This is a genomic window from Nocardioides sp., from assembly GCF_041393715.1.
Taxonomy (GTDB): Bacteria; Actinomycetota; Actinomycetes; order Propionibacteriales; family Nocardioidaceae; genus Nocardioides.
In genome coordinates this window covers 126,451-145,624 of sequence record NZ_JAWKJQ010000001.1, presented here as the reverse complement: position 1 = coordinate 145,624, position 19,174 = coordinate 126,451, and the positions used below count along the sequence as shown (strand labels likewise).

The following is a 19,174-nucleotide window of genomic DNA, read 5'->3' as shown; positions in this document are numbered from 1 at the left end:
TTCACGGCTGGGAGTCGGGGAGGGCTCCCAGCTTCTCCTCGAGACTGACCTGCTGCGGCACCTCGCCGCCAGCGGCTGCTTCCCATCCCACCACATCGACGACCACGGCGGTGGCGTTGTCGAGACCTCCGGCCCGGACGGCGTCCGCGACCAGCCTGTCCGCCGCGGCGCGCGGGTCCTTCTCGGCGCCCAGCACCGCGGCGATCTGGTCGTCCTCGAGCATTCCGGTGATCCCGTCGGAGCAGAGGAGCAGGCGATCGCTGCGGTCCAGGAGGAAGAAGTCGGGCTCGGCGGCGTCGGGCCCGCCGAGGGCCCGCGTCACCACGTGCCGCTCCGGGTGGGTCGCCATCTCAGCCACCGTGATGGCGCCGGCGTCGACCAGCTCCTGGACGACCGAATGGTCGACGCTGACCTGCTCGAGCCGTCCGTCGAGCAGCCGGTAGGCCCGCGAGTCCCCGAGGTTGGCCACCAGCCATCGCGGTCCCCCGTCGGCGTCGACGAGGACGCCCGCGACGGCGGTGGTGCCGGCGAACCACCCGGGGAACCCGCGCGGCGATGGTCCTCGGCGTAGGCGTTGATCCGCTGTTGGGCCGCCACCAGGGCGTCGTAGACCGCGGACCGCGCCTCGTCGGTGGTGTACGACGACCCGCCGAGGCGCGCGAACTCCTCGACCACCAGCCGGCTGGCCACGTCGCCGCCGGAGTGCCCGCCCATCCCGTCGGCGACGACGAAGACCGGCGGCGCCGCCAGCAGGGAGTCCTCGTTGACCGTGCGCACCAGTCCCACGTCGGTGGCCGCACCGTAGTCCACCTCGGGATGGCTCATCCTCGTCCTTCGCTCGGGCCTGGAGGGGTGGGGGTTGCTCCTCCGAGGAGCGACAACGCAGAAACTCGAACCGAAAACGTTCATCTCGCTCCTCGGAGGAGCAAACCAGACACCCGGCGCGCCGCCGGATGGGTCCACCCTGGGGCCCCGAGGCACCGGGGGGCAAGCGGCTCGCCGAACCGCGGGCCACCGGGGGCTCGGTAGCGTGGGAGGGATGGCCACCCCCACCCCGCCGAGGACGCTCGCCGACCAGCTGCGCCGCTGGCCCGACGAGCTGGTGGCCTCGCTGCTCAGGTCCCGCCCCGACCTGGTCTCGCCGACGCCGCAGGACTCCGCACAGCTGGCCTCGCGGGCCGCCGTACGCTCCTCGCTGCTGCGCGCCATGGACGGCCTGACCCGCCTGGAGCTCGCCGTCCTCGAGGCCCTGGTGATCACCGGGCCCTGCTCGGCGACCGAGCTGGAGCACGTCGTGCGGGCAGCGCCCGACGCGACGGCCGAGGCACTCGACCGGCTGACCCGCCTCGCGCTGGCATGGGAGTCGCCCGAGGGCCTGCGGGCGCTGACCGGCGTGGCCGACGGGCTGACCGGCACCGGAGCGATCGGGCGGCTGCGCCCCTGCTCGCCCGAGGCCGACGCCACCGCCGCCACGACCCGGCTGGAGGCCGCTTCCGCACCGGCGAGGGCGCTTCTGGAGCACCTCGACGAGGCGGGCGGCGAGGGCACCTCCGCGGCCCGCACCCCGGTCAGTCCCGACGAGGCCGCGACGCCCGCCGAGGAGCTCCTCGCCCGGCGCCTGGTGGTGGCCCGCCCGGGCGGGGTCGTGGTCGTGCCCGGCGAGGTCTCGCTCGCGCTGCGGGGTGGCACCACGACCCGCGAGCCGGTGGACGACCTCCCCGGCCTGGCCGCCTCGGCCCGTGACGCCGCGGTCGTCGCGAAGGCTGCGGCGGGCGCAGCCTTCGAGGCGGTACGCCGCACCGAGCTGCTGCTCGACCATTGGTCGACGGCACCACCCACGGCGTTGCGCAGCGGGGGCCTGGGGGTGCGCGACCTCAAGGCCGCGGCGACGCTGCTCCACGTCGACGAGCGCGAGGCCGGGCTGCTGGTCGAGGTGGCGGCCGCCGCGGGCCTGCTGGCCACCGGCGCCGACCTCGAGGGCGACCTGGCCTGGCTACCCACGGACGGCTACGACGCCTGGGCCGCCCGACCCACGGCCGAGCGGTGGGCCGCCCTCGCCGTTGCCTGGCTCGACACCTCCCGGCTGCCCGCGCTGGTCGGCAGCAAGGACCGGCGCTCCGGGAAGGGGCTGAACGCCCTGACCCCCGAGCTGTCGTCGATCTACGCCGCCGAGACCCGGCGGATGGCCCTGGACGAGCTGGCCGCCTTGCCCGACGGCGAGGTGCTGGCGGCCGGCACCGGCGTGCCGTCGGTGGTCGCTCGGCTGGCCTGGCTGCGCCCGCGGCGGCCCGCCTCGCGCGGAGAGCTCGTCACCTGGGCGCTGGACGAGGCCGCGATGCTCGGGGTCACCGGCCTCGGCGGACTGCCGGCGTACGCCCGGGCGCTGCTCGGCGGCGGCGACCCCGCCGCCGCGCTGACCGCGCTGCTGCCCGAGCCGGTCGACCACGTGCTGCTCCAGGCCGACCTCACCGCGGTCGCTCCGGGACCGCTGGAGTCGAGCCTCGCCCAGCGGCTGCACGCGGTCGCCGACGTCGACTCGCGCGGCGGCGCGACGGTCTATCGGTTCACGCCCGACTCGGTGCGCAGGGCGCTCGATCTCGGATGGACCAGCGCGGAGCTGCACGACTTCGTCGGGTCGGTGTCGCGAACCCCCGTGCCACAGCCGCTGACCTATCTCGTCGACGACGTCGCCCGGCGGTTCGGCACACTCCGGGTGGGCGCGGTCGAGGCGTTCCTGCGATCCGACGACGAGACCGCGCTCACCGAGCTGATGCACCACCCCAAGGCGGCCTCGCTGCAGCTGCGACGCCTGGCACCCACCGTGCTGGTCACCACGCTGCCGGTCGACCTGCTGCTCCCCCGGCTCCGCGAGCTGGGGGCGGCGCCGGTTGTCGAGGCCCCCGACGGGTCGGTGCACATCGCGCGCCCCGACCGGCAGCGTGCCCGGCTGCCGCGCTCCCGGCCCACCGGGCTGTCCGACGCCAAGACCGCCGCTCGGCTCACCGCGGTGGTCACCGCGATCCGCGCCGGTGACAAGGCCGCGGCGGCCCGGCCCTCGCGGCCGACGACGGCCAACCCGGCGGAGGTCCTGGCCCGGTTGCGCGAGGCCGTCGAGGCACGTCGTACGGTCTGGATCGGCTACGTCGACAACGCCGGCACCACCGTCGAGCGGATCATCGACCCGGTGTCCGTGGAGGGCGGTCAGCTGGTCGCCTTCGACCACCGCACCGACGACGAGCGCGTCTACGCCGTCCACCGGATCACCGCGGTGCGGGGTGTGGCGGCGGGGTGAGGCGGGGCTCCCCCGCCACACGAACCACCCTGTCGGCGCCCCTCCGTAGACTCGCCGGGTGAGCACCGGCCCGCTGATCGTGCAGAGCGACAAGACCCTGCTGCTGGAGGTCGACCACCCCCAGGCGCAGGACTGCCGCAAGGCGATCGCCCCGTTCGCGGAGCTCGAGCGCAGCCCCGAGCACATCCACACCTACCGGCTGACCAACCTCGGCCTGTGGAACGCTCGCGCCGCCGGCCACGACGCCGAGCAGGTCATCGACGCGCTGCTGACCTACAGCCGCTACGCCGTGCCCCACGCGCTGCTGGTCGACGTCGCCGAGACGATGGCGCGCTTCGGGAGGCTGCGGCTGGAGAAGCACCCCACCCACGGGCTGGTCCTGGTCTCCGCCGACCGACCGGTGCTCGAGGAGGTGCTCCGCGCGAAGCGGGTCGCCGGCATGCTCGGCAACCGGATCGACGCCGACACCGTCGTCGTCCACGGCAGCGAGCGCGGCAACCTCAAGCAGGCACTGCTCAAGCTGGGTTGGCCGGCCGAGGACCTGGCCGGCTACGTCGACGGCGAGGCCCACCCGATCGCGCTGCGCGAGGACGGCTGGTTGCTGCGCGACTACCAGCGCGAGGCGGCCGAGGGCTTCTGGCACGGTGGCTCGGGCGTGGTGGTGCTGCCCTGTGGTGCCGGCAAGACGATCGTCGGCGCGGCCGCGATGGCGACCGCGCAGGCGACCACGCTGATCCTGGTGACCAACACGGTCTCGGCCCGTCAGTGGAAGGACGAGCTGGTCCGGCGTACCTCCCTGACCGAGGACGAGATCGGGGAGTACTCCGGCGCCGTCAAGCAGATCCGTCCGGTCACCATCGCGACCTACCAGGTGATGACCACCCGCCGGAAGGGCACCTACAGCCACCTGGAGCTGTTCGACGCCCGCGACTGGGGGCTCATCATCTACGACGAGGTCCACCTGCTCCCTGCGCCGATCTTCCGGATGACCGCCGACCTGCAGGCCCGCCGGCGGCTGGGGCTGACCGCCACCCTGGTGCGCGAGGACGGCCGCGAGGGCGACGTCTTCTCCCTGATCGGCCCCAAGCGCTACGACGCTCCCTGGAAGGACATCGAGGCCCAGGGCTGGATCGCGCCGGCGGACTGCATCGAGGTCCGGGTCACCCTCGACGAGGGCGAGCGGATCGCCTACGCCACCGCCGAGCCCGAGGAGCGCTACCGCCTCGCGTCGTGCACGCCCGCCAAGACGGCCGTGGCCGAGGCCCTCGTGGAGCGACATCGCGGCGAGCCGACGCTGGTGATCGGCCAGTACCTCGACCAGCTCGACGAGATCGGCGCCGACCTCGACGCGCCCGTCATCAAGGGCGACACCACGGTCAGGGAGCGGCAGCGGCTCTTCGACGCCTTCCGGGCCGGCGAGATCTCGCTGCTGGTGGTCTCCAAGGTCGCCAACTTCTCGATCGACCTGCCCGAGGCGGCGGTGGCGATCCAGGTGTCGGGGTCGTTCGGCTCCCGCCAGGAGGAGGCCCAGCGGCTCGGCCGCCTGCTGCGCCCCAAGGCCGACGGACGGGCAGCGAGGTTCTACGCCGTGGTCGCCCGAGACACCGTCGACGCGGAGTTCGCCCAGCACCGCCAGCGGTTCCTGGCCGAGCAGGGCTACGCCTACACCATCACCGACGCCGACGAGCTGCTCGCCTGACGTCCGCCCGGAAAGCCCTCCGGCCGGTCCCAGGGCACGTAGGCTGCGCGCATGCTCGACATCCTCGGCCTGCTGGTCCTGATGCTCTTCGGCTTCGGGTCGGGTGCCATCGCGCCCTCGGTTCCAGCCGCATCCGCCGAGGCCACCGTCGTCCCCGGCGGCTCGGTCGCGGAGGAGTTCTACAGCTCCTGGCCCGACGACTGCGGCGTGGCGCCGACGGGCGAGACGTCGGTCCCCGGCACCGACGACCCCTGGGGTTGCCTGGCCGAGCACCGCGACGCGGGCACGGCCGCCCAGGTGACGGTCGTCCGCCAACAGTCCGTGGACTACTACCGCATCACCGAGGACGGCACGCTTCGGGTCTATCGCGAGAGGTTCGCCGGCCGCGACATGCGGGTCACGGAGTGCCCGGCGCCCGAGGACCTGTCTCGCGGCTGCCGGTGACCGGACCGGGCTGGGTCGGCCAGGCCGACGCCTACGCCGACACCTTCGGGCGTCTGTGCGCGGGAGCGGTGCCGGCGCTGATCGAGGCGCTCGGGCCGGCACCCGACGACCGTGCCCTCGACATCGGCTGCGGCACCGGGTCGGCCGCCGTCGCACTTCGCGATCGGACCGCGTGGGTCGTCGCGACCGACCCGGCGCCCGACATGGCCGCCGCGGCACGCGGCCGCGGTCTCGCCGTGGCCCGAGCGGCGCTGCCGCATCTCCCGCTGGGCGATGCCGCCGTCGACGTCGTGGTCGCGAACTTCGTCGTCAACCACCTGCCGGACCCGCGGGCCGGGATGCGCGAGCTGGCGAGGGTCACCCGACGACGGGTCGCGGTGACGATCTGGCCCCCTGGAGACCGGGCGAGCAACGCCCTGGTGGCGGCGGCGTTCGACCGGGTCGGCGTACCCGTGCCGGCCGGGGAGCGACTGCCCGCCCACCTCGACTTCCCGCGCTCCGTCGACGGGCTGGGCGCTGTGGCGGAGGAGGCGGGGCTCCGCGGCGTCGACTGTCGCGAGGTCACCTGGACCTGGGAGGTCTCGCCGGCCGACCTGTGGCGCGGGACCGAGGCGGGCCTCGGGGTCCGCGGCCGGGTGCTGCTCCGGCAGCCGCCCGAGGTGCGCGCGGCGCTGACGGCGGCGTTCCACGACGCGGCCTCCGGGCTGGTCGACGACCGCGGGCTCATGGTGCTGCGCGAGACGGCCGTGCTCGCGGCCGGGCGACCGGGTTGAGCGGCATCCTAGGCTCGACGACGTGACCCCCGGATCGCTGCGAGAGCGCCTCGGCGACGCGGTGTTCCGTCGGGTGGCCGGTGCCGACGGCGAGGCGGAGCGGGCCCGGATCCATGGCACTCCCGGCCCCCGTTGGTTCACCCAGGACAGCGCCATCGCCCGCGTCCACGGTGATGCGTCGATGTTCGTCGGCGGTCTGCGCGCGGTGCTGCTGCAGACCCTGCACCCGGCCGCGATGACGGCGGTGGCCGAGCACTCCGGCTACCAGGGGGACCTCTGGGGTCGCCTCGCCCGCACCAGCACCTTCATCGCCACGACCACCTTCGGTCCCGACGAACACGCACAACGCGCGATCGACGTGGTCCGCGCCGTGCACCGCCGGGTCGTCGGCACGCTCCCCGACGGGACGCCGTACGCCGCCGACGACCCGCACCTGCTCCGCTGGGTCCACGTCGCCGAGGTGGAGAGCTTCCTGCTGGCCCATCAGGTCTATGGGCTGCGGCCGCTCGACGCGGCCGGACGCGACGCCTACGTCGCCGAGGCGGGCCTGGTGGGGGCTCGGCTCGGGAGTGCTCGAGCCGCCGCGGACCGAGGCCGCGCTGGCCGCCGACCTGGCGGCGTTCCGTCCCGAGCTGCGCGCCGTCCCCGCCGCCCACGAGGCGCTGCGACACCTGCGCCACGAGGCGCCGCTGCCACTGCCCGGCCGGCCGGCGTACGCCGCGCTCTGGCTCGCTGCCATCGACCTGCTGCCGGCGTGGGCGCGCGCGGAGCTGAGGCTCCGCGACCACCCCTGGCTGGCGCGCCGGGCGGGCCACGCCGCCACCCGTGCCGTCCGCTGGGCGCTGACACCCGGTCAGCGCCGCACCCGCCGGCTCGAGCAGGTCACCGGCGTCTGGGAGTCCTGAGCTGCTCCGCATCTCGCGGGGCCGTTTCCCGCATCTCGCGGGGCCGTTTCCCGCACCTCGCGGGACCATTTCCCGCATCTCGCGGGGCCGTTTCCCGCACCTCGCGGTGGGGTCAGCAGCCGCCGTCGTAGGTCTGCTGCCACATCTGCTTGGCGTCGATCGACTTCGCGTTGGGCCGCTTGAGCGTGTAGTAGCGGACCCAGTCCATCTGCATCCACGACTCGTTCATCGTGGCGTCGGGGTCACCCTCGATGACGAACTGCGGCCGGAGCTTGGCACCGGACAGCGCGTCCGTGCGGGTCTCGGTGCGCATCACCTTGGTGTCGACGAACCACGAGATGTGGTCCTTGGTGATCTCGACGGCGTAGGTGTGCCAGGCGCGGGAGCGCAGGTCGCGCTTGCGCGAGAAGCGGAAGTCGTTGTTGTCGAGGGTGCGCACCGAGCCGCGCGCCCGGGCGTCACCGGGCACGTAGCTGGCGAGGGTGACCTGGCTGGCCCCGCAGTGGTCGCCGTCGACCGGCACCAGCTGCCAGGTGAAGCGGTAGGGCTGGCCGTTGGTCTTCTTCTCGACCGCCCGGACCCGGGCCTCCCAGCGCCCGTACTTGGCCGCCTGGTCGTCGGGCCACACCGTGATCGAGCCCGTGTCGGCGTAGGCCTTGATGGTGAGCATGCCGTTCTGCTGGCCGATCTGCTTGGGCTTGTCCGACTGCCAGCGGCTGCTGAAGGGGTCGACCTCGAACTCGTCGCGCCAGGCCTCCAGGCCCCACTTGAACACCTTGGCGGCGTTGGTGGGGTGCTTGCAGTAGCCGATGCAGGTGTCCGCGAAGGCCGGGCGTACGTCGGGCTCGGCGGTCGGCGCGTCGGGAGCGGAGAGCCCCGCGGCGGCGAGCGCGGCGCCGGTCAGCAGGACACCGCCGAGCAGGCTCGGCAGCAGGGGGCGACGACGGGGGCTGGTCACCCCGGCAGGCTAGGGCGACGGCCGGGCGCCCCGTGGCGAAACCGGAGAATTGGCCGACCGGGCGCCACCTGGCTCAACAACCGTCGGCGTAGGTCTTCGAGGTCATCTGCGTCGCCTTGGTCGACTTCGCGTTCTTGCGCTCGAGGGAGTAGAAGCGCACCCAGTCCATCTGCAGCCAGGTCTCACGCATCTCGGTGTCCGGCAGGCCGGCGAGCACGAACTGCGGCCGCAGCTTGACCCCGGACAGCGCGGCCGGGCGCTTCTCGGTGCGCAGCACCTTGGTGTCGCTGAACCAGGAGATCCGCTTCGGCGTGATCTCGATGGCGTAGGTGTGCCAGGCGAGGTTGCTCAGCCTCGTGGCCCGCGAGTAGCGGAACTCGTTGTCGTCGAGGGTGCGCACCCACCCGGACACCCGCGCGTCGTCGACGGCGTACTGCGCCAGGGTCACCTCGCTGGCCCCGCAGTGGTCGCCGCCGGTGGGCTCCAGCATCCAGCTGGCGACGTAGTGCTCGCCCGTGGCACCGGGCCGCTCGTGGATCCGGACCCGGGCCTCCCAGCGGCCGTAGCGGGCGGACTGGTTGCCCCAGGTGGTGATCTGCTGCTGGTAGCCCTTGGCCTTGATGGTCAGCATCCCGCCCTTGCTCAGGATCCGCTTCGGGTGGTCCGATCGCCACTTCTTGCGGTTGAGCTTGGACACCTCGAACTCGTCTCCCCACTTCGGGGAGCCCCACTTGAACACCTTGGCGGCGTTGGTGGGGTGCTTGCAGTAGCCGGTGCAGGTGTAGCCGCCCGAAGCCAGCCGGGGGGAGGCGGTCACGGGGGTCGGTGCGGCCGAGCCGCCGGACACGACGGGGGCGGCCATCGCGGCCGCCGCCAGGACGCCGCCGAGCAGGCTCGCCACGGCGCCACGACGCAAGGGGAAGGTCATGCCTCCGCAGAGTAAAGCGATCGGCGCGGTTGCGTGGCAGAACGGCGAAACTCGGTTCGCTCGGCGCATCGAGTTGAATGGCCCCATGCCCGAGGTGCTGGCTTCCCGGTGGCCGCTGTCCCCGTCCGTGGAGGGGAACTCGCTGCGCGACGCGCTGCTGGCCGCGTGGGGCGCCGCCGACCGGGGCTACCACGACCTGCGACACCTGTCCGAGGTGCTCGACCGGCTCGACGAGCTGGCCGCCGCCGAGGTCGGGTTCCCCCCCCTGTCGACCCGGTTGGCGGCCTGGTTCCACGACGCGGTGTACGCCGGGGCGCACGACGACGAGGAGCGCTCCGCCCGCTGGGCCGAGCGGGCGCTGGTCGGTCTCGTGCCCGACGACGTGGCGGCCGAGACGGCCCGGCTGGTGCGGCTGACCGCCGACCACCGGCCCCGGCCGGGTGACGCGGCGGGCGAGGCGCTCACCGACGCCGACCTGGCGATCCTGGCCAGCGGGGCCGCCCGCTATGCCGACTATGCCGCCGGGGTGCGCCGGGAGTACGCCCAGGTGCCCGACGAGGCGTTCGCCGCCGGCCGCGCCGAGATCCTGGGGTCGCTGCTGGCCAAGCCGACGCTGTTCCACACGGCGTACGCCCGCGAGCGGTGGGAGCCGGTCGCCCGCGCCAACGTCACCGCCGAGCTGGAGCGGCTGGCCCGACGCCCCTGATCTCGGCGCGGGTCAGACCATCACTCCGACGGCCTTCTGGGTGAGGCCCGGGAAGACCTTCTGGCGGTCGGCGTTGCCGAGCGCCTGGCGCTTCATGATGACCTCCCACAGCACGTGCCGGTAGTCGTTGACCAGCGGGACGTCGCCCTGGTTGAGCGAGGTGTCGGAGAGCGGGAGCCACGGTCCACCGCGCACGTCGCCGCCGTTGACGCCGGCGCCGAGCACCAGCATCGCGTTGCCGTATCCGTGGTCGACGCCGGCCTCGCCACCGGAGCCGTTCTGGGCCACCCGGCGACCGAACTCGCTGATCGTCACCACGGTGACCCGATCGGCGTCGGCGCCCAGGTCGTCGAAGAACGCCTTGACGGCCTTGGCGAAGTGGTCGAGGTGGTCATACATCCAGCCGCCGGCCTGCGGCTTCCCGAGGCCGGTGTGCATGTCCCAGTCGCCGTAGTCGACGGCCACCATCTTGGCGCCGACCTTCGCCTTGATCAGCCGGGCGGTGTTGGACAGCACGCCCTTGAGCGGCCCGTCGGGGTAGCCCGCGTCGTTGTTGGCCAGGTCGACCGCCGGCGCCAGCCGGCTCACGGAGGCGAGCGCGGTCTGGAAGCCGCGGTTCATGGCGGTGCCCTTGCCGCCCCAGATCTTCTTCTGCGACTTCTTCACCTGGCTGCTGGACTCCATCCAGCTGCCGATGCTCGGGATCTGGAAGTCGTCGACCACGCGGGCGCCGAGCGCGGCGGCGGGACCGGCCAACGCGGTGGGCAGCATGCTGTTGCCGAGCTGGATCTGCTCCTCGGGCAGCGCGTTGGTGTCGAGCCCGATCATCCGGTTGATCCAGCCGACCCGGGCGTTGGAGCCGGGGTTGGCCTCCTCCACGACCTCCATGGCCTCGAAGTGGCTGCGGTTGGGCTGCGGCAGGCCGGCGCCGTGCACGGCCCCGAAGGTGCCGGCGTTCCACATCGGGACGAGCGGGGCGAGCGCCGGGTGCAGGCCCCAGCTGGCGTTGCCGCCGACCAGGGCGGCGTTGGGCACCACCAGGTCGGGACGGACCTTGGTCAGGAAGGTCAGGTCGTCCTTGGGGACGACGATGGACAGGCCGTCGGAGCCGCCGCGGAAGGACAGCACCACGACGACGTTGCCGTCGGGCGCGGCGCCGTAGGACACCTGGCGGAAGGCGTCGCCGAACAGCTGTCCGGCGGCGAGCGTGCCGGTGCCGGCCGCGGCGCCGGCCAGCAGTCGCCGACGGCTCATCGTGAAGTCGGGGCAGCCGCACCGTCGCGGGTCGGCACCGGTCGTCGTCTGGGTCGTGGCAGTCTCGGTCATCGCGGGGTCCTCAACGGGTCAGGTGGGCCGGGGTGCCGAGCAGCGCGATCAGGATCTGCTTGACGCGGTTGTCGTCCATGGCGGAGCGGCCGACCCTGCGGTTCAGGCCGATGCCGGTGCGCAGCGCGATGCCGTCCTTCATCCGCGGCGTGGCGGGCTCCCCGAGCAGCGTGATGCTCACGTGGTTGATCACCGAGCCGAAGCGCGCGGGCAGCGGCGGCAGGAAGCTGTGGTAGCTCTTGAAGCCCACGTCGGTGGTGAGCCAGCCGCCCGTGCCCCACGAGGCCAGCGAGGCGTAGCGCAGCTGGGCGTTGAGCGAGTCGAGCGCCCGGCCGGGGCTGGACCAGGCGACGTTGACCTCGGGGAAGCCGTTGGGCGCCGGCCAGCCGTAGGGCGTCATGCCCTGGCCGCTGACCGACCAGTAGAGCGCCCTGGCGAAGGCGTTGTCGTCGGTCGGCTTGTGCGGCTTGATCCCGAGGGCGCGGATCGTCGCGAGCGTCTCCTCGAGCGGCGAGCGCACCTTCTGGTTGGCCGAGCCGAGGAACTCCGGGTGGCTCACCATCGCCCGCAGCGTCGCCTTGATGTCGGTGCCGCTGTGGGTCCACGCGGCGGCGACGTGCTTGACCAGGCCGGACGAGGGGTTGTCGTGGACGAACTTCACGCACAGCCGCTGGGCGATCCGCTTGGCGGTCTTGGGGTGGTGGGCGAGGTAGCGGAGGTACTTCTCCGTGGCCTTGCGCCCGTCCTTGCTGCGGTTGGTGGACTTGAACCCCAACACCTTGATGGTGCCGGTCCAGTGGTCGTCGGGCTCGTAGTGCTTCTTGTACGTCGGCCACATGTCGACGCGGTAGCCGGTGAGCATCCGGCTGGAGTTCTTGACGTCACGCTCGGTGTAGCCGCCGTCGACGCCGACGGTGTGGAGCTCGAGCAGCTCGCGGCCGAGGTTCTCGTTGGGCGCGTCCTTGGTGGAGAACGCGTTGTCGAGCGACAGCCCCATCGCCGGGTGCGTGATCGCCTTGACCAGCATGTCGTCGAACTTGCCGAGGGCGTGCTTGCGGATCAGCTTGTCGTAGTCGACGCGGCCCACCCAGGCGTAGTCGTCACCCAGCGGGACGTGCAGCAGGTTGGACCAGAAGTCCACCATCACCTCGTGCAGCTGATGGCTGGAGTAGACCCGCCGCATCATCGTCCAGCGCGCCAGGTCGGGCATCACCTCCCACCAGTTGGCGACGCCCGACTCGTTGCGCTCGTAGAGCTTCGACGGGGAGTACCACACGTCGGGGAACCAGGCCTTGACCTGGTTGCCCTTCGTGTCCTTGATCGAGCCGGGGTGGAGCTGCTTCTCGAACCAGGCCCGCCCGCCGCCGGCGCTGTGCACCTGCTTGGCGAGCTGGTTGGTGTGGCCGAAGCTGAACCGGTTGAGGAACAGCCGGTCGCGGGCTCCGAGTGGCGTGGCTGACACGGGGGGTTGCCTCCTCGGCGAGGGTAAAGAACGCGCGCGACCCTAGCGAAGATCACGAAAGGGTCACAACCCGGTCGCCGACGACTGGGCGAGCCGCCGTTCGTCCGGGTGCCCTCGATCGTGGCGGACCCCGGGTCAGGCTGTCGGCGAAACGGCCAGATCCTGGGTCACCCGTCCAGACCGCCCGTCGAGCCGGGCCCGCCGACCCAGCACGACGCTCCGGGTGGCGTCGAGGTGGCCGACGGGCAGCCCCCCGACGATCGGGACGCCGAGCGGTCCGAGCCGGTCGAGGAGCAGCCGGCGTACGTCGTGGTCGGGGGCGCCGCAGTCGGTGAAGCCGCCCAGGGCCACACCGCGGACACCCTCGAACCAGCCGCTGCGGAGCAGCTGGGTGAGCAGGCGGTCCAGGCGGTAGGGCGCCTCGTTGACGTCCTCCAACAGGGCGATCGAGTCGCGTGCCGGGTGCACTCCCCGGGTGCCGGCCGCGGCGGCGAGCACCGTGAGGTTGCCGCCGACGAGGGGGCCGGTGGCCTCCCCCGGCGCCAGACCCTCGCCCTCCAGCGGCAGGACCCGACCCTCGAAGAGGAGCGCGTGCCACGCCTGGCGGGCGTCGTCGGTGAGCTGCGGCAGGGTGGCGACGCCGGGTCCGTGCATGGTGGCGACCCCGAGCGCGGCGGCGAACGCCTGGTGCAGGGCGGTGACGTCGGAGTAGCCCACCAGCCAGGCGGGCGGCCCCTCGCGCTCCCGAGCCAGGCGCCGCCAGTCGACCAGGTCGAGCAGGCGCTGGGAGCCGAAGCCCCCGCGGGTGGCGACCACCGCCCGCACGGTGGGGTCCAGCCAGGCCTCGGTGAGGGCGGCCGCCCGCGCCTCGTCGCTGCCCGCGAGCCACGGCTGGCCCGCCGTCGCCAGCGCGGCCGGCGGTGGCACGTCGAGGCCCCAGCCGCGGAGCAGCGCCAGCCCCGCGTCGAGTCGGTCGACGTCGGCCGGACCGGCGGGCGCCACCACGGCCACCCGGTCACCGGGCCGCAGCCGCGGCGGCAGCAGCAGCGTCCGCCCCGGGCTGCGCGGGCGCATCAGGTCGCGCTTGGGACGGCGCAGCCCGGCCGCGCCGAGCCGACGGATCAGCTCGCGGGTGCTGACGGGGACCGCGCCGGCCGCGACCAACCGGTCGTAGAGCTCCTGCGGCGCGTCGTAGTGGTCGCGGTCGAAGCCGCGGGCCGGGATGCCCGCGGCCCGGGCGAAGGCGTGCAGCTCGTCGTACGACGTGTCGCTGGCGAGGTGTGACCAGACCCGCCCGTGCCGGGCCACCTGGGGCGGGTCGATCAGGATCATCGGACCAGGCGGTCGACCGCGCTGTCGACCAGGGTCCGCCAGGAGCGCACCAGCGCGGCGTCGACGTAGGCCTTGGCCGAGCCGCCCGGCCGGGCCTGCTCGTCGATCTGCAGCTGGCGGACGCCGGCGCGGGCCAGCCACGGCACCTGCTCGGCGACCAGGCCGCCGCTGGGCATCAGCAGCGCGGCGACCGACGGGCTGGCCTCGGCGAGCGCCAGCAGGTCGTCGTACCCCTGGGTGAGGCCGCGCGGGGAGCCGCCCGAGCTGACGGCGCTGAGACCCGGCAGGTCGAGCAGCCGACGCCAGGAGCGGCGGGCGTCGAGCGTCGCGTCGACGGCCCGGCTGAAGGTCCACGGCACGCCGGGCAGCGCCTCCGCGAGCGCGCGACAGATGCCGGTGTCGACCTCGAGGTCGGCGTCGAGGAAGCCGAAGCAGACGCCCTCGGCCCCGAGCGCGAGGTACTCCTCGGCGAGCCCGACCAGCCGGGTGAACTCCCCGCCGGTGGTCGTGTAGCCGTCGTTCAGCCGCAGCACCACACGCACCGGCACCGGGCTCTCACGCAGCACCGGCGACGCGACGGCCAGGTCGGGCGAGGTGCCGACCACGTCGTCTGGCTGGGGGACCGCGAGCAGCAGCCGGTCGGCACCGCCCTCGACGGCCCCGGCGACGTCGCGGTCGGAGAGGACGGCGACCTCCAGGACGGCCCGGTTCATGCCGAGCAGCCTAGTGCCGCTCGAGGTTGTCCGGCGCCGCCGGCGCGACGCACCATGGGGGCATGGACGACGCCACGCTGCTTGCCGCCCGGGCCGCGATCCTTGCCGACCTCCGGGCGCGAGGACTGGCGGACGCGGAGGCCGTCTCGATGCTGGAGGAGGCGATGTCCCAGCGCCGCTGGTGGGTCGGACAGTGGCCCGACGGGCTGACCTACGCCGCCGGGCTGGTCGCCCAGGACGTGCAGGACGCGCTGCTGGACGCGGGCCGGCGCTGGCCCGAGTGCCGGCTGTGCGACGCCGACGGCCCGCTGCACACGCTGGCGATCGAGCCCGACCTGGGCGGTCCGGACCCGGTGTGGGTGTGCGAGGAGGCCGGCGCCGAGGTGGCGGCGCTGGGCGAGCTCGGCTGACCCGGTCCGCGCGGGTACGACGACCCGACAGGGTCGGTCAGTCCTCGCAGCCGACCTGGAGCCACATGGTGTAGCGGTCCGCGCGATAGACGGTGCGGGACACCTCGACCGCGACGTCGCCGGACAGCGACCGGCGAGCCACCCGCAGGACCGAGGCCCCCGGGTCGACCTCGAGCAGCTCGGCCTCGGCCTCGCTGGCGACGTCGGCGTTGACGGAGTCCTCGGCCCAGGTGGGTCGCAGGCCACGTCGGGCGAGAGCGTCGAAGAGTCCGGTGGGCATGTGCTTCTCGAGGAAGCCGGGGAGCAGCACCTCGTTGAGGTAGGCGTCCTGGATGCACATCGGGGCGCCGTCGGCCCGGCGCAGCCGACGCCAGTGCAGCACGGCGTCGCCCTCGGTGATGCCGAGCGCCCGGGCGACCCCCGGACCCGCCTGCTCCAGCCGGGAGAGCAGCGTCTGCGACTCGGGCTGCAGCCCGCGCCGGTGCATCTCCTCGGAGTAGCTCAGCGGACGGTCGGCACGACGGCGCGGGCGTGCGACGAAGGTGCCCTTGCCGGGCATCCTCTCCAGCAAGCCCTCGCCGACCAGGGCGTCCATCGCCTGCCGCACCGTCATCCGGGCCACCCCGAACCGGGTCACCAGCTCCCTCTCCGAGGGGGCCGGGTCACCAGGCTGGAGCCCGTCGACCAGCGACCGGACGTACTCGCGCACCTGGACGTGCTTGAGCTCGCGGCCTCGCGAAGTCAGCACATCGTCCACGGCGGGAACGATAGGTGGCCGGGCGGGCCCGTGTACGCGGAATCGGAGAACCCTTTACCTAATCGAGGCCGCCGGTGAGCCGGCTCACTCGGTCGCGATCGCGTCCAGGACGTCCAGCTTGGCCGCCCGGCGCGCCGGGAACACCGCCGCCAGGACGCCGACGACCACCGCCGCCACCGCGAACAGGCTCAGCTGCAGCACGGGGATGGCCAGCTCGGTGAGCCCGTCGTCGCGGAACGCCCGCCACACCGCCACCCCGAAGAACAGCGCCAGCACCAACCCCATCGCGGTGCCGAGCAGCGACATCGCGACCGACTCCAGCGTGACCAGGCGCCTCAGCTGCCCCCGGGTCATGCCGACGGCCCGCAGCAGCCCGATCTCCCGGGTGCGCTCGATGATGGAGAGCGCCAGGGTGTTGACGATGCCCAGCACGGCGATGATCAGGGCCAGCGCGAGCAGTCCGTAGATCATCAGCAACCCCTGGTCGGCCTGGTCGTTCTGCTGCTGGACGAGGCCGGCGCGGTCGTTGACGGTGACGAAGGGGTTGTCGCCCACCGCCGCCTCCAGGTCGTCGACGCTCGCGGTCGGGCCGGCCACGAAGACCGTGGCGTCCTCCTGCGGGAAGCCGAGCCGGGCGAGCCCGTCGAGCGTGGTGGCCGGGAGCGCGAGCAGCGGCGCCGGCTCGATGACGGCGGCGACCTCGAGGTCCTCCTCGCCCTGGGCGAGGGTGTAGGTCACCGGATCACCCACATGCAGGTGATGACTGTCGGCGAAGGAGGAGTCGATCACCACGCTGCCGGGTCCGAGATCGGCGAGGTCACCCTCGACGACATCGACCTTCACCACCGGTCCGAGACCCGCCGGGTCCAGGCCGCCGAGCACCGCGAAGTCGCCGTCGATCGAGCCGATGCCGAAGCGCTGACGCATCACCTGCGTCACGCCGTCGACCTCGGCCACCCGATCGGCCACGGCCGACGAGAACGGCTGGTTGCTGACGTTGCCGATCACGAAGTCGCCCGCAAAGGTGTCTTCGATCACCGTCGCCGTCGTCGCCTTGCCGGAGGTCGCGAGGATCGCGACCGCACCGGCGAGGGCCAGGCCGATCATCAGCGCCGAAGCCGTCGAGGCGGTACGCCGCGGGTTGCGCCTGGTGTTCTCCCCGGCCAGCTGGCCCACGGTGCCGAAGCCGGCGCTGAAGAGCCGGCGTACGCCGTCCAGGAGCGGTCGGCCGAGCACGGGCGAGGCGATCGCGGCGCCGAGGAGCACCGCGACGGCGCCGGCGAGCGTGATCCACCCCGCGCGCGGCACGTCTCCCAGCAGTCCCAGCGCCATCAACGCCACGCCTCCCGCCAGCAGCACCAGCCCGCCCACGAACCGGCGCAGCAGCGACGACTCGGGCAGGGCCACGGTGTCGCCGAGGGCCTGGACCGGCGCGATCCGGCGGGTCCGCCAGGCCGGCATGACCGCGGCCAGGACGGTGACGAGGACGCCGATGACGTAGGACGCCACGATGGTCGCCGGCGAGACCACGAGGGACTGGCCGGCGAGGTCGAGACCGACCAGGCCGAACAGCGCCTGGAGCCCCTTGGCGAGCAACAGCCCGAAGGCCAGCCCCAGGGTCGACCCGATCAGGCCGACCACGACGGCCTCGGCGACCACCGAGGCGAACACCTGCCTTGTCGAGGCGCCCAGTGCGCGCAGCAGCGCCAGCTCTCGGCTGCGCTGCGCGAGCAGCATCGCGAAGGTGTTGACGATCAGGAAGGCGCCGACGAACAGCGAGATGGCGGCGAACACCAGCAGGAAGGTGCGGATGAAGCTGAGCGCCTGGCCCAGGCCCTCCGCGTTGTCCGCGGCCTCCTGCTCGCCGGTGACGGCGACGTCGCCGGCCGGGAGCGCGGCCGCGACGGTGTCGCGCAGCTGGTCCTGGCTGACGCCGGGCTCGGCGGAGACCCAGATGTCGTTGAACTCGTCGCGGCCGCCGAGGAAGAGCTGCTGCGCGGTCTTGGTGTCGAACGCCGTGAGCGAGGCCCCGGCGAGGGTGCCGCCGTCGGCGAACTCGAAGGTGCCGACCAGCGTGGCCTCGAGCTGGTCCTCGGTGCTGGAGGAGGTGACCAGCTTGAGCTGGTCGCCGACGTCGTAGCCCGCTCGCTCCGCGGTGCGGGTGTCGAGTGCGACCTCACCCGCGCGCTCCGGGGGCCGGCCGTCCACCACGCTGACCACCGGCTGGCCGCCCTGGCCGGGCGCGTCGTTCCAGTTGAGGCCGAGGCCGGGCGCCCCCTGGCCGCCGATCGCCTTGCCGTCCCTGCCGATGACGAAGGTGCTCTGGTTGCTGACGTTGCCATCGGCCCGGGCCACCCCCGGCAGCGCCGCCAGGTCGGCGACGAGCGAGGCCGGCACCGTCTTGTCGGTCGTGGTCCCGAACTCGCCGACACCGGCCTTGTCGCGGACCACCACGTCGCCGACGGCGCGGCTGAAGATCTTGTCGAAGCCCGACTCGAGCATGTCCGTGAACACCAGCGAGCCGGCCACGAAGCCGACGCCCAGGATGATCGCCGAGGTGCTGAGCAGCAGCCGGAGCTTGCGGTCGAGGAGGCTCTTGAGCGCCACGCGGAACATCAGTCGGCCGCCCGGTCCGGGCTCGGCGCGGTCATCCGGGTCATCACGTCGAGCACGACCTCGCGGGTCGGTCGGCGTACCTCGTCGACGACTCTGCCGTCGGCGAGGAACACGACGCGGTCGGTGTAGGCCGCCGCCACCGGGTCGTGGGTCACCATCACCACGGTCTGCCCGAACTCGTCGACCGACCGGCGCAGCAGCTGCAGCACCTCGGCGCCCGAGTGGGAGTCGAGGTTGCCGGTCGGCTCGTCGGCGAACACGATCATCGGCCGGCTGACCAGCGCCCGGGCCACCGCTACCCGCTGCTGCTGGCCGCCGGAGAGCTCGTTCGGCTTGTGGGAGAGCCGGTCACCGAGGCCGACGGCGCCGACGACGGTGTCGTACCACTCCTGGTCGGGCTTGCGGCCGGCGAGGGCGAGGGGCAGCGTGATGTTCTCGTGGGCGGTGAGCGTCGGCACCAGGTTGAACGCCTGGAAGACGAAGCCGATCTGGTCTCGCCGCAGCTGGGTGAGCGCCTTGTCCTTGAGGCTGGTGAGCTCGGCCTCGCCGACGTACACCTGGCCGCGGTCGGCGCGGTCGAGGGCGGCGCAGCAGTGCATCAGCGTCGACTTCCCCGAGCCACTCGGCCCCATCACGGCCGTGAACTCGCCGGCCCGGATGTCCAGGGAGACGTCGTCGAGCGCGACCACGCGAGCGTCGCCGGTGCCGTAGGTCTTGGTGAGGTTGGCGACCCGGGCGGCGGGAGCCGCGCCCGGCGGCGGCCCGGAGGCCTCGAGGGCGGAGTGCGTCATGGGCCCCACTCTGGCAAGCCGAAGCGGCCGAGGGCCAGCGGGTTCACCAGACCTTCACCCCT

The 19,174-nt window shown here is 73.3% G+C and carries 17 protein-coding genes and 1 pseudogene; 8 read left to right on the top strand and 10 right to left on the bottom strand.

Annotation, left to right across the window (positions count from 1 at the left end; genetic code table 11):
- Position 1 precedes the first annotated feature (1 nt).
- A complete protein-coding gene (locus tag R2740_RS00745; RefSeq protein ID WP_371300760.1) occupies positions 2 to 469 on the bottom strand; it encodes a PP2C family serine/threonine-protein phosphatase in 468 nt (155 codons plus the stop codon).
- Between the two features lie 570 nt (positions 470 to 1,039).
- Between R2740_RS00745 and R2740_RS00740 the strand changes: the two genes are divergently transcribed.
- The 6 genes and pseudogenes from R2740_RS00740 (at position 1,040) to R2740_RS00715 (ending at position 7,113) form a co-directional block, all read left to right on the top strand.
- A complete protein-coding gene (locus R2740_RS00740) occupies positions 1,040 to 3,292 on the top strand; it encodes a helicase C-terminal domain-containing protein (protein ID WP_371300759.1) in 2,253 nt (750 codons plus the stop codon).
- Positions 3,293 to 3,350: 58 nt separating this feature from the next.
- Positions 3,351 to 4,991, top strand: coding sequence for a DNA repair helicase XPB (locus R2740_RS00735; protein ID WP_371300758.1), 1,641 nt, complete (start codon positions 3,351 to 3,353; stop codon positions 4,989 to 4,991).
- A 51-nt stretch (positions 4,992 to 5,042) separates the two neighbouring features.
- The gene (locus tag R2740_RS00730; protein ID WP_371300757.1) at positions 5,043 to 5,435 is read left to right on the top strand and encodes a hypothetical protein; all 393 of its coding nucleotides are present in this window, start codon (positions 5,043 to 5,045) and stop codon (positions 5,433 to 5,435) included.
- Complete coding sequence (locus R2740_RS00725; RefSeq protein WP_371300756.1) at positions 5,432 to 6,208, top strand: class I SAM-dependent methyltransferase; 777 nt, start codon at positions 5,432 to 5,434, stop codon at positions 6,206 to 6,208. Before R2740_RS00730 ends, R2740_RS00725 begins: the two co-directional genes overlap by 4 nt.
- Before the next feature lie 181 nt (positions 6,209 to 6,389).
- Positions 6,390 to 6,755: pseudogene (locus R2740_RS00720) on the top strand (oxygenase MpaB family protein); the annotation flags it as partial.
- 22 nt (positions 6,756 to 6,777) lie between these two features.
- Positions 6,778 to 7,113 carry an oxygenase MpaB family protein gene (locus tag R2740_RS00715; RefSeq protein ID WP_371300754.1) on the top strand — a complete coding sequence of 112 codons (336 nt, stop codon included), beginning with the start codon at positions 6,778 to 6,780 and terminating at the stop codon, positions 7,111 to 7,113.
- A 112-nt stretch (positions 7,114 to 7,225) separates the two neighbouring features.
- Here R2740_RS00715 and R2740_RS00710 read toward each other — a convergent pair whose 3' ends face one another.
- Both R2740_RS00710 and R2740_RS00705 read right to left on the bottom strand, forming a co-directional pair.
- A complete protein-coding gene (locus R2740_RS00710) occupies positions 7,226 to 8,071 on the bottom strand; it encodes a family 16 glycosylhydrolase (RefSeq protein ID WP_371300753.1) in 846 nt (281 codons plus the stop codon).
- Positions 8,072 to 8,144: 73 nt separating this feature from the next.
- Positions 8,145 to 8,999, bottom strand: coding sequence for a hypothetical protein (locus tag R2740_RS00705; protein WP_371300752.1), 855 nt, complete (start codon positions 8,997 to 8,999; stop codon positions 8,145 to 8,147).
- A gap of 85 nt (positions 9,000 to 9,084) precedes the next feature.
- Between R2740_RS00705 and R2740_RS00700 the strand changes: the two genes are divergently transcribed.
- Entirely contained in the window at positions 9,085 to 9,705 is a 621-nt protein-coding gene (locus R2740_RS00700) for a hypothetical protein (protein ID WP_371300751.1), read from the top strand.
- A 12-nt stretch (positions 9,706 to 9,717) separates the two neighbouring features.
- On the opposite strand, the gene R2740_RS00695 is transcribed toward R2740_RS00700, so the two are convergent.
- The 4 genes from R2740_RS00695 to R2740_RS00680 all read right to left on the bottom strand — a co-directional run bounded on the left by R2740_RS00695 (position 9,718) and on the right by R2740_RS00680 (position 14,538).
- Positions 9,718 to 11,031, bottom strand: a complete 1,314-nt coding sequence (locus R2740_RS00695) for a DUF1501 domain-containing protein (protein ID WP_371300750.1) — start codon at positions 11,029 to 11,031, stop codon at positions 9,718 to 9,720.
- 10 nt (positions 11,032 to 11,041) lie between these two features.
- Positions 11,042 to 12,493 (bottom strand): DUF1800 domain-containing protein, encoded by a 1,452-nt coding sequence (locus R2740_RS00690; protein ID WP_371300749.1) that lies wholly within the window; start codon positions 12,491 to 12,493, stop codon positions 11,042 to 11,044.
- A gap of 135 nt (positions 12,494 to 12,628) precedes the next feature.
- Positions 12,629 to 13,825 (bottom strand): DUF4031 domain-containing protein, encoded by a 1,197-nt coding sequence (locus R2740_RS00685; protein WP_371300747.1) that lies wholly within the window; start codon positions 13,823 to 13,825, stop codon positions 12,629 to 12,631.
- Positions 13,822 to 14,538 carry a copper homeostasis protein CutC gene (locus tag R2740_RS00680; RefSeq protein WP_371300746.1) on the bottom strand — a complete coding sequence of 239 codons (717 nt, stop codon included), beginning with the start codon at positions 14,536 to 14,538 and terminating at the stop codon, positions 13,822 to 13,824. The genes R2740_RS00685 and R2740_RS00680 overlap by 4 nt, the downstream gene beginning before the upstream one ends.
- A 62-nt stretch (positions 14,539 to 14,600) precedes the next feature.
- On the opposite strand from R2740_RS00680, the gene R2740_RS00675 reads away from it, so the two are divergent.
- The gene (locus tag R2740_RS00675) at positions 14,601 to 14,948 is read left to right on the top strand and encodes a hypothetical protein (RefSeq protein WP_371300744.1); all 348 of its coding nucleotides are present in this window, start codon (positions 14,601 to 14,603) and stop codon (positions 14,946 to 14,948) included.
- A 37-nt stretch (positions 14,949 to 14,985) separates the two neighbouring features.
- Here the strand turns inward: R2740_RS00675 and R2740_RS00670 are convergent, their stop codons facing one another.
- The 3 genes from R2740_RS00670 to R2740_RS00660 all read right to left on the bottom strand — a co-directional run bounded on the left by R2740_RS00670 (position 14,986) and on the right by R2740_RS00660 (position 19,112).
- Positions 14,986 to 15,705: a GntR family transcriptional regulator gene (locus R2740_RS00670; protein WP_371300743.1), complete on the bottom strand. Its 720-nt coding sequence runs from the start codon at positions 15,703 to 15,705 to the stop codon at positions 14,986 to 14,988.
- An 84-nt stretch (positions 15,706 to 15,789) separates the two neighbouring features.
- Complete coding sequence (locus tag R2740_RS00665) at positions 15,790 to 18,321, bottom strand: ABC transporter permease (RefSeq protein WP_371300741.1); 2,532 nt, start codon at positions 18,319 to 18,321, stop codon at positions 15,790 to 15,792.
- Complete coding sequence (locus tag R2740_RS00660) at positions 18,321 to 19,112, bottom strand: ABC transporter ATP-binding protein (protein WP_371300740.1); 792 nt, start codon at positions 19,110 to 19,112, stop codon at positions 18,321 to 18,323. The genes R2740_RS00665 and R2740_RS00660 overlap by 1 nt, the downstream gene beginning before the upstream one ends.
- Positions 19,113 to 19,174 lie beyond the last annotated feature (62 nt).

Bases quoted from the DNA above. Each gene is read 5' to 3' on its own strand.
- R2740_RS00740 (WP_371300759.1), top strand. From the start codon at position 1,040: ATGGCCACCCCCACCCCGCCGAGGACGCTCGCCGACCAGCTGCGCCGC.
- R2740_RS00730 (WP_371300757.1), top strand. From the start codon at position 5,043: ATGCTCGACATCCTCGGCCTGCTGGTCCTGATGCTCTTCGGCTTCGGG.
- R2740_RS00705 (WP_371300752.1), bottom strand. From the start codon at position 8,999: ATGACCTTCCCCTTGCGTCGTGGCGCCGTGGCGAGCCTGCTCGGCGGC.
- R2740_RS00700 (WP_371300751.1), top strand. From the start codon at position 9,085: ATGCCCGAGGTGCTGGCTTCCCGGTGGCCGCTGTCCCCGTCCGTGGAG.
- R2740_RS00695 (WP_371300750.1), bottom strand. From the start codon at position 11,031: ATGACCGAGACTGCCACGACCCAGACGACGACCGGTGCCGACCCGCGA.
- R2740_RS00685 (WP_371300747.1), bottom strand. From the start codon at position 13,825: ATGATCCTGATCGACCCGCCCCAGGTGGCCCGGCACGGGCGGGTCTGG.
- R2740_RS00680 (WP_371300746.1), bottom strand. From the start codon at position 14,538: ATGAACCGGGCCGTCCTGGAGGTCGCCGTCCTCTCCGACCGCGACGTC.
- R2740_RS00675 (WP_371300744.1), top strand. From the start codon at position 14,601: ATGGACGACGCCACGCTGCTTGCCGCCCGGGCCGCGATCCTTGCCGAC.
- R2740_RS00665 (WP_371300741.1), bottom strand. From the start codon at position 18,321: ATGTTCCGCGTGGCGCTCAAGAGCCTCCTCGACCGCAAGCTCCGGCTG.
- R2740_RS00660 (WP_371300740.1), bottom strand. From the start codon at position 19,112: ATGACGCACTCCGCCCTCGAGGCCTCCGGGCCGCCGCCGGGCGCGGCT.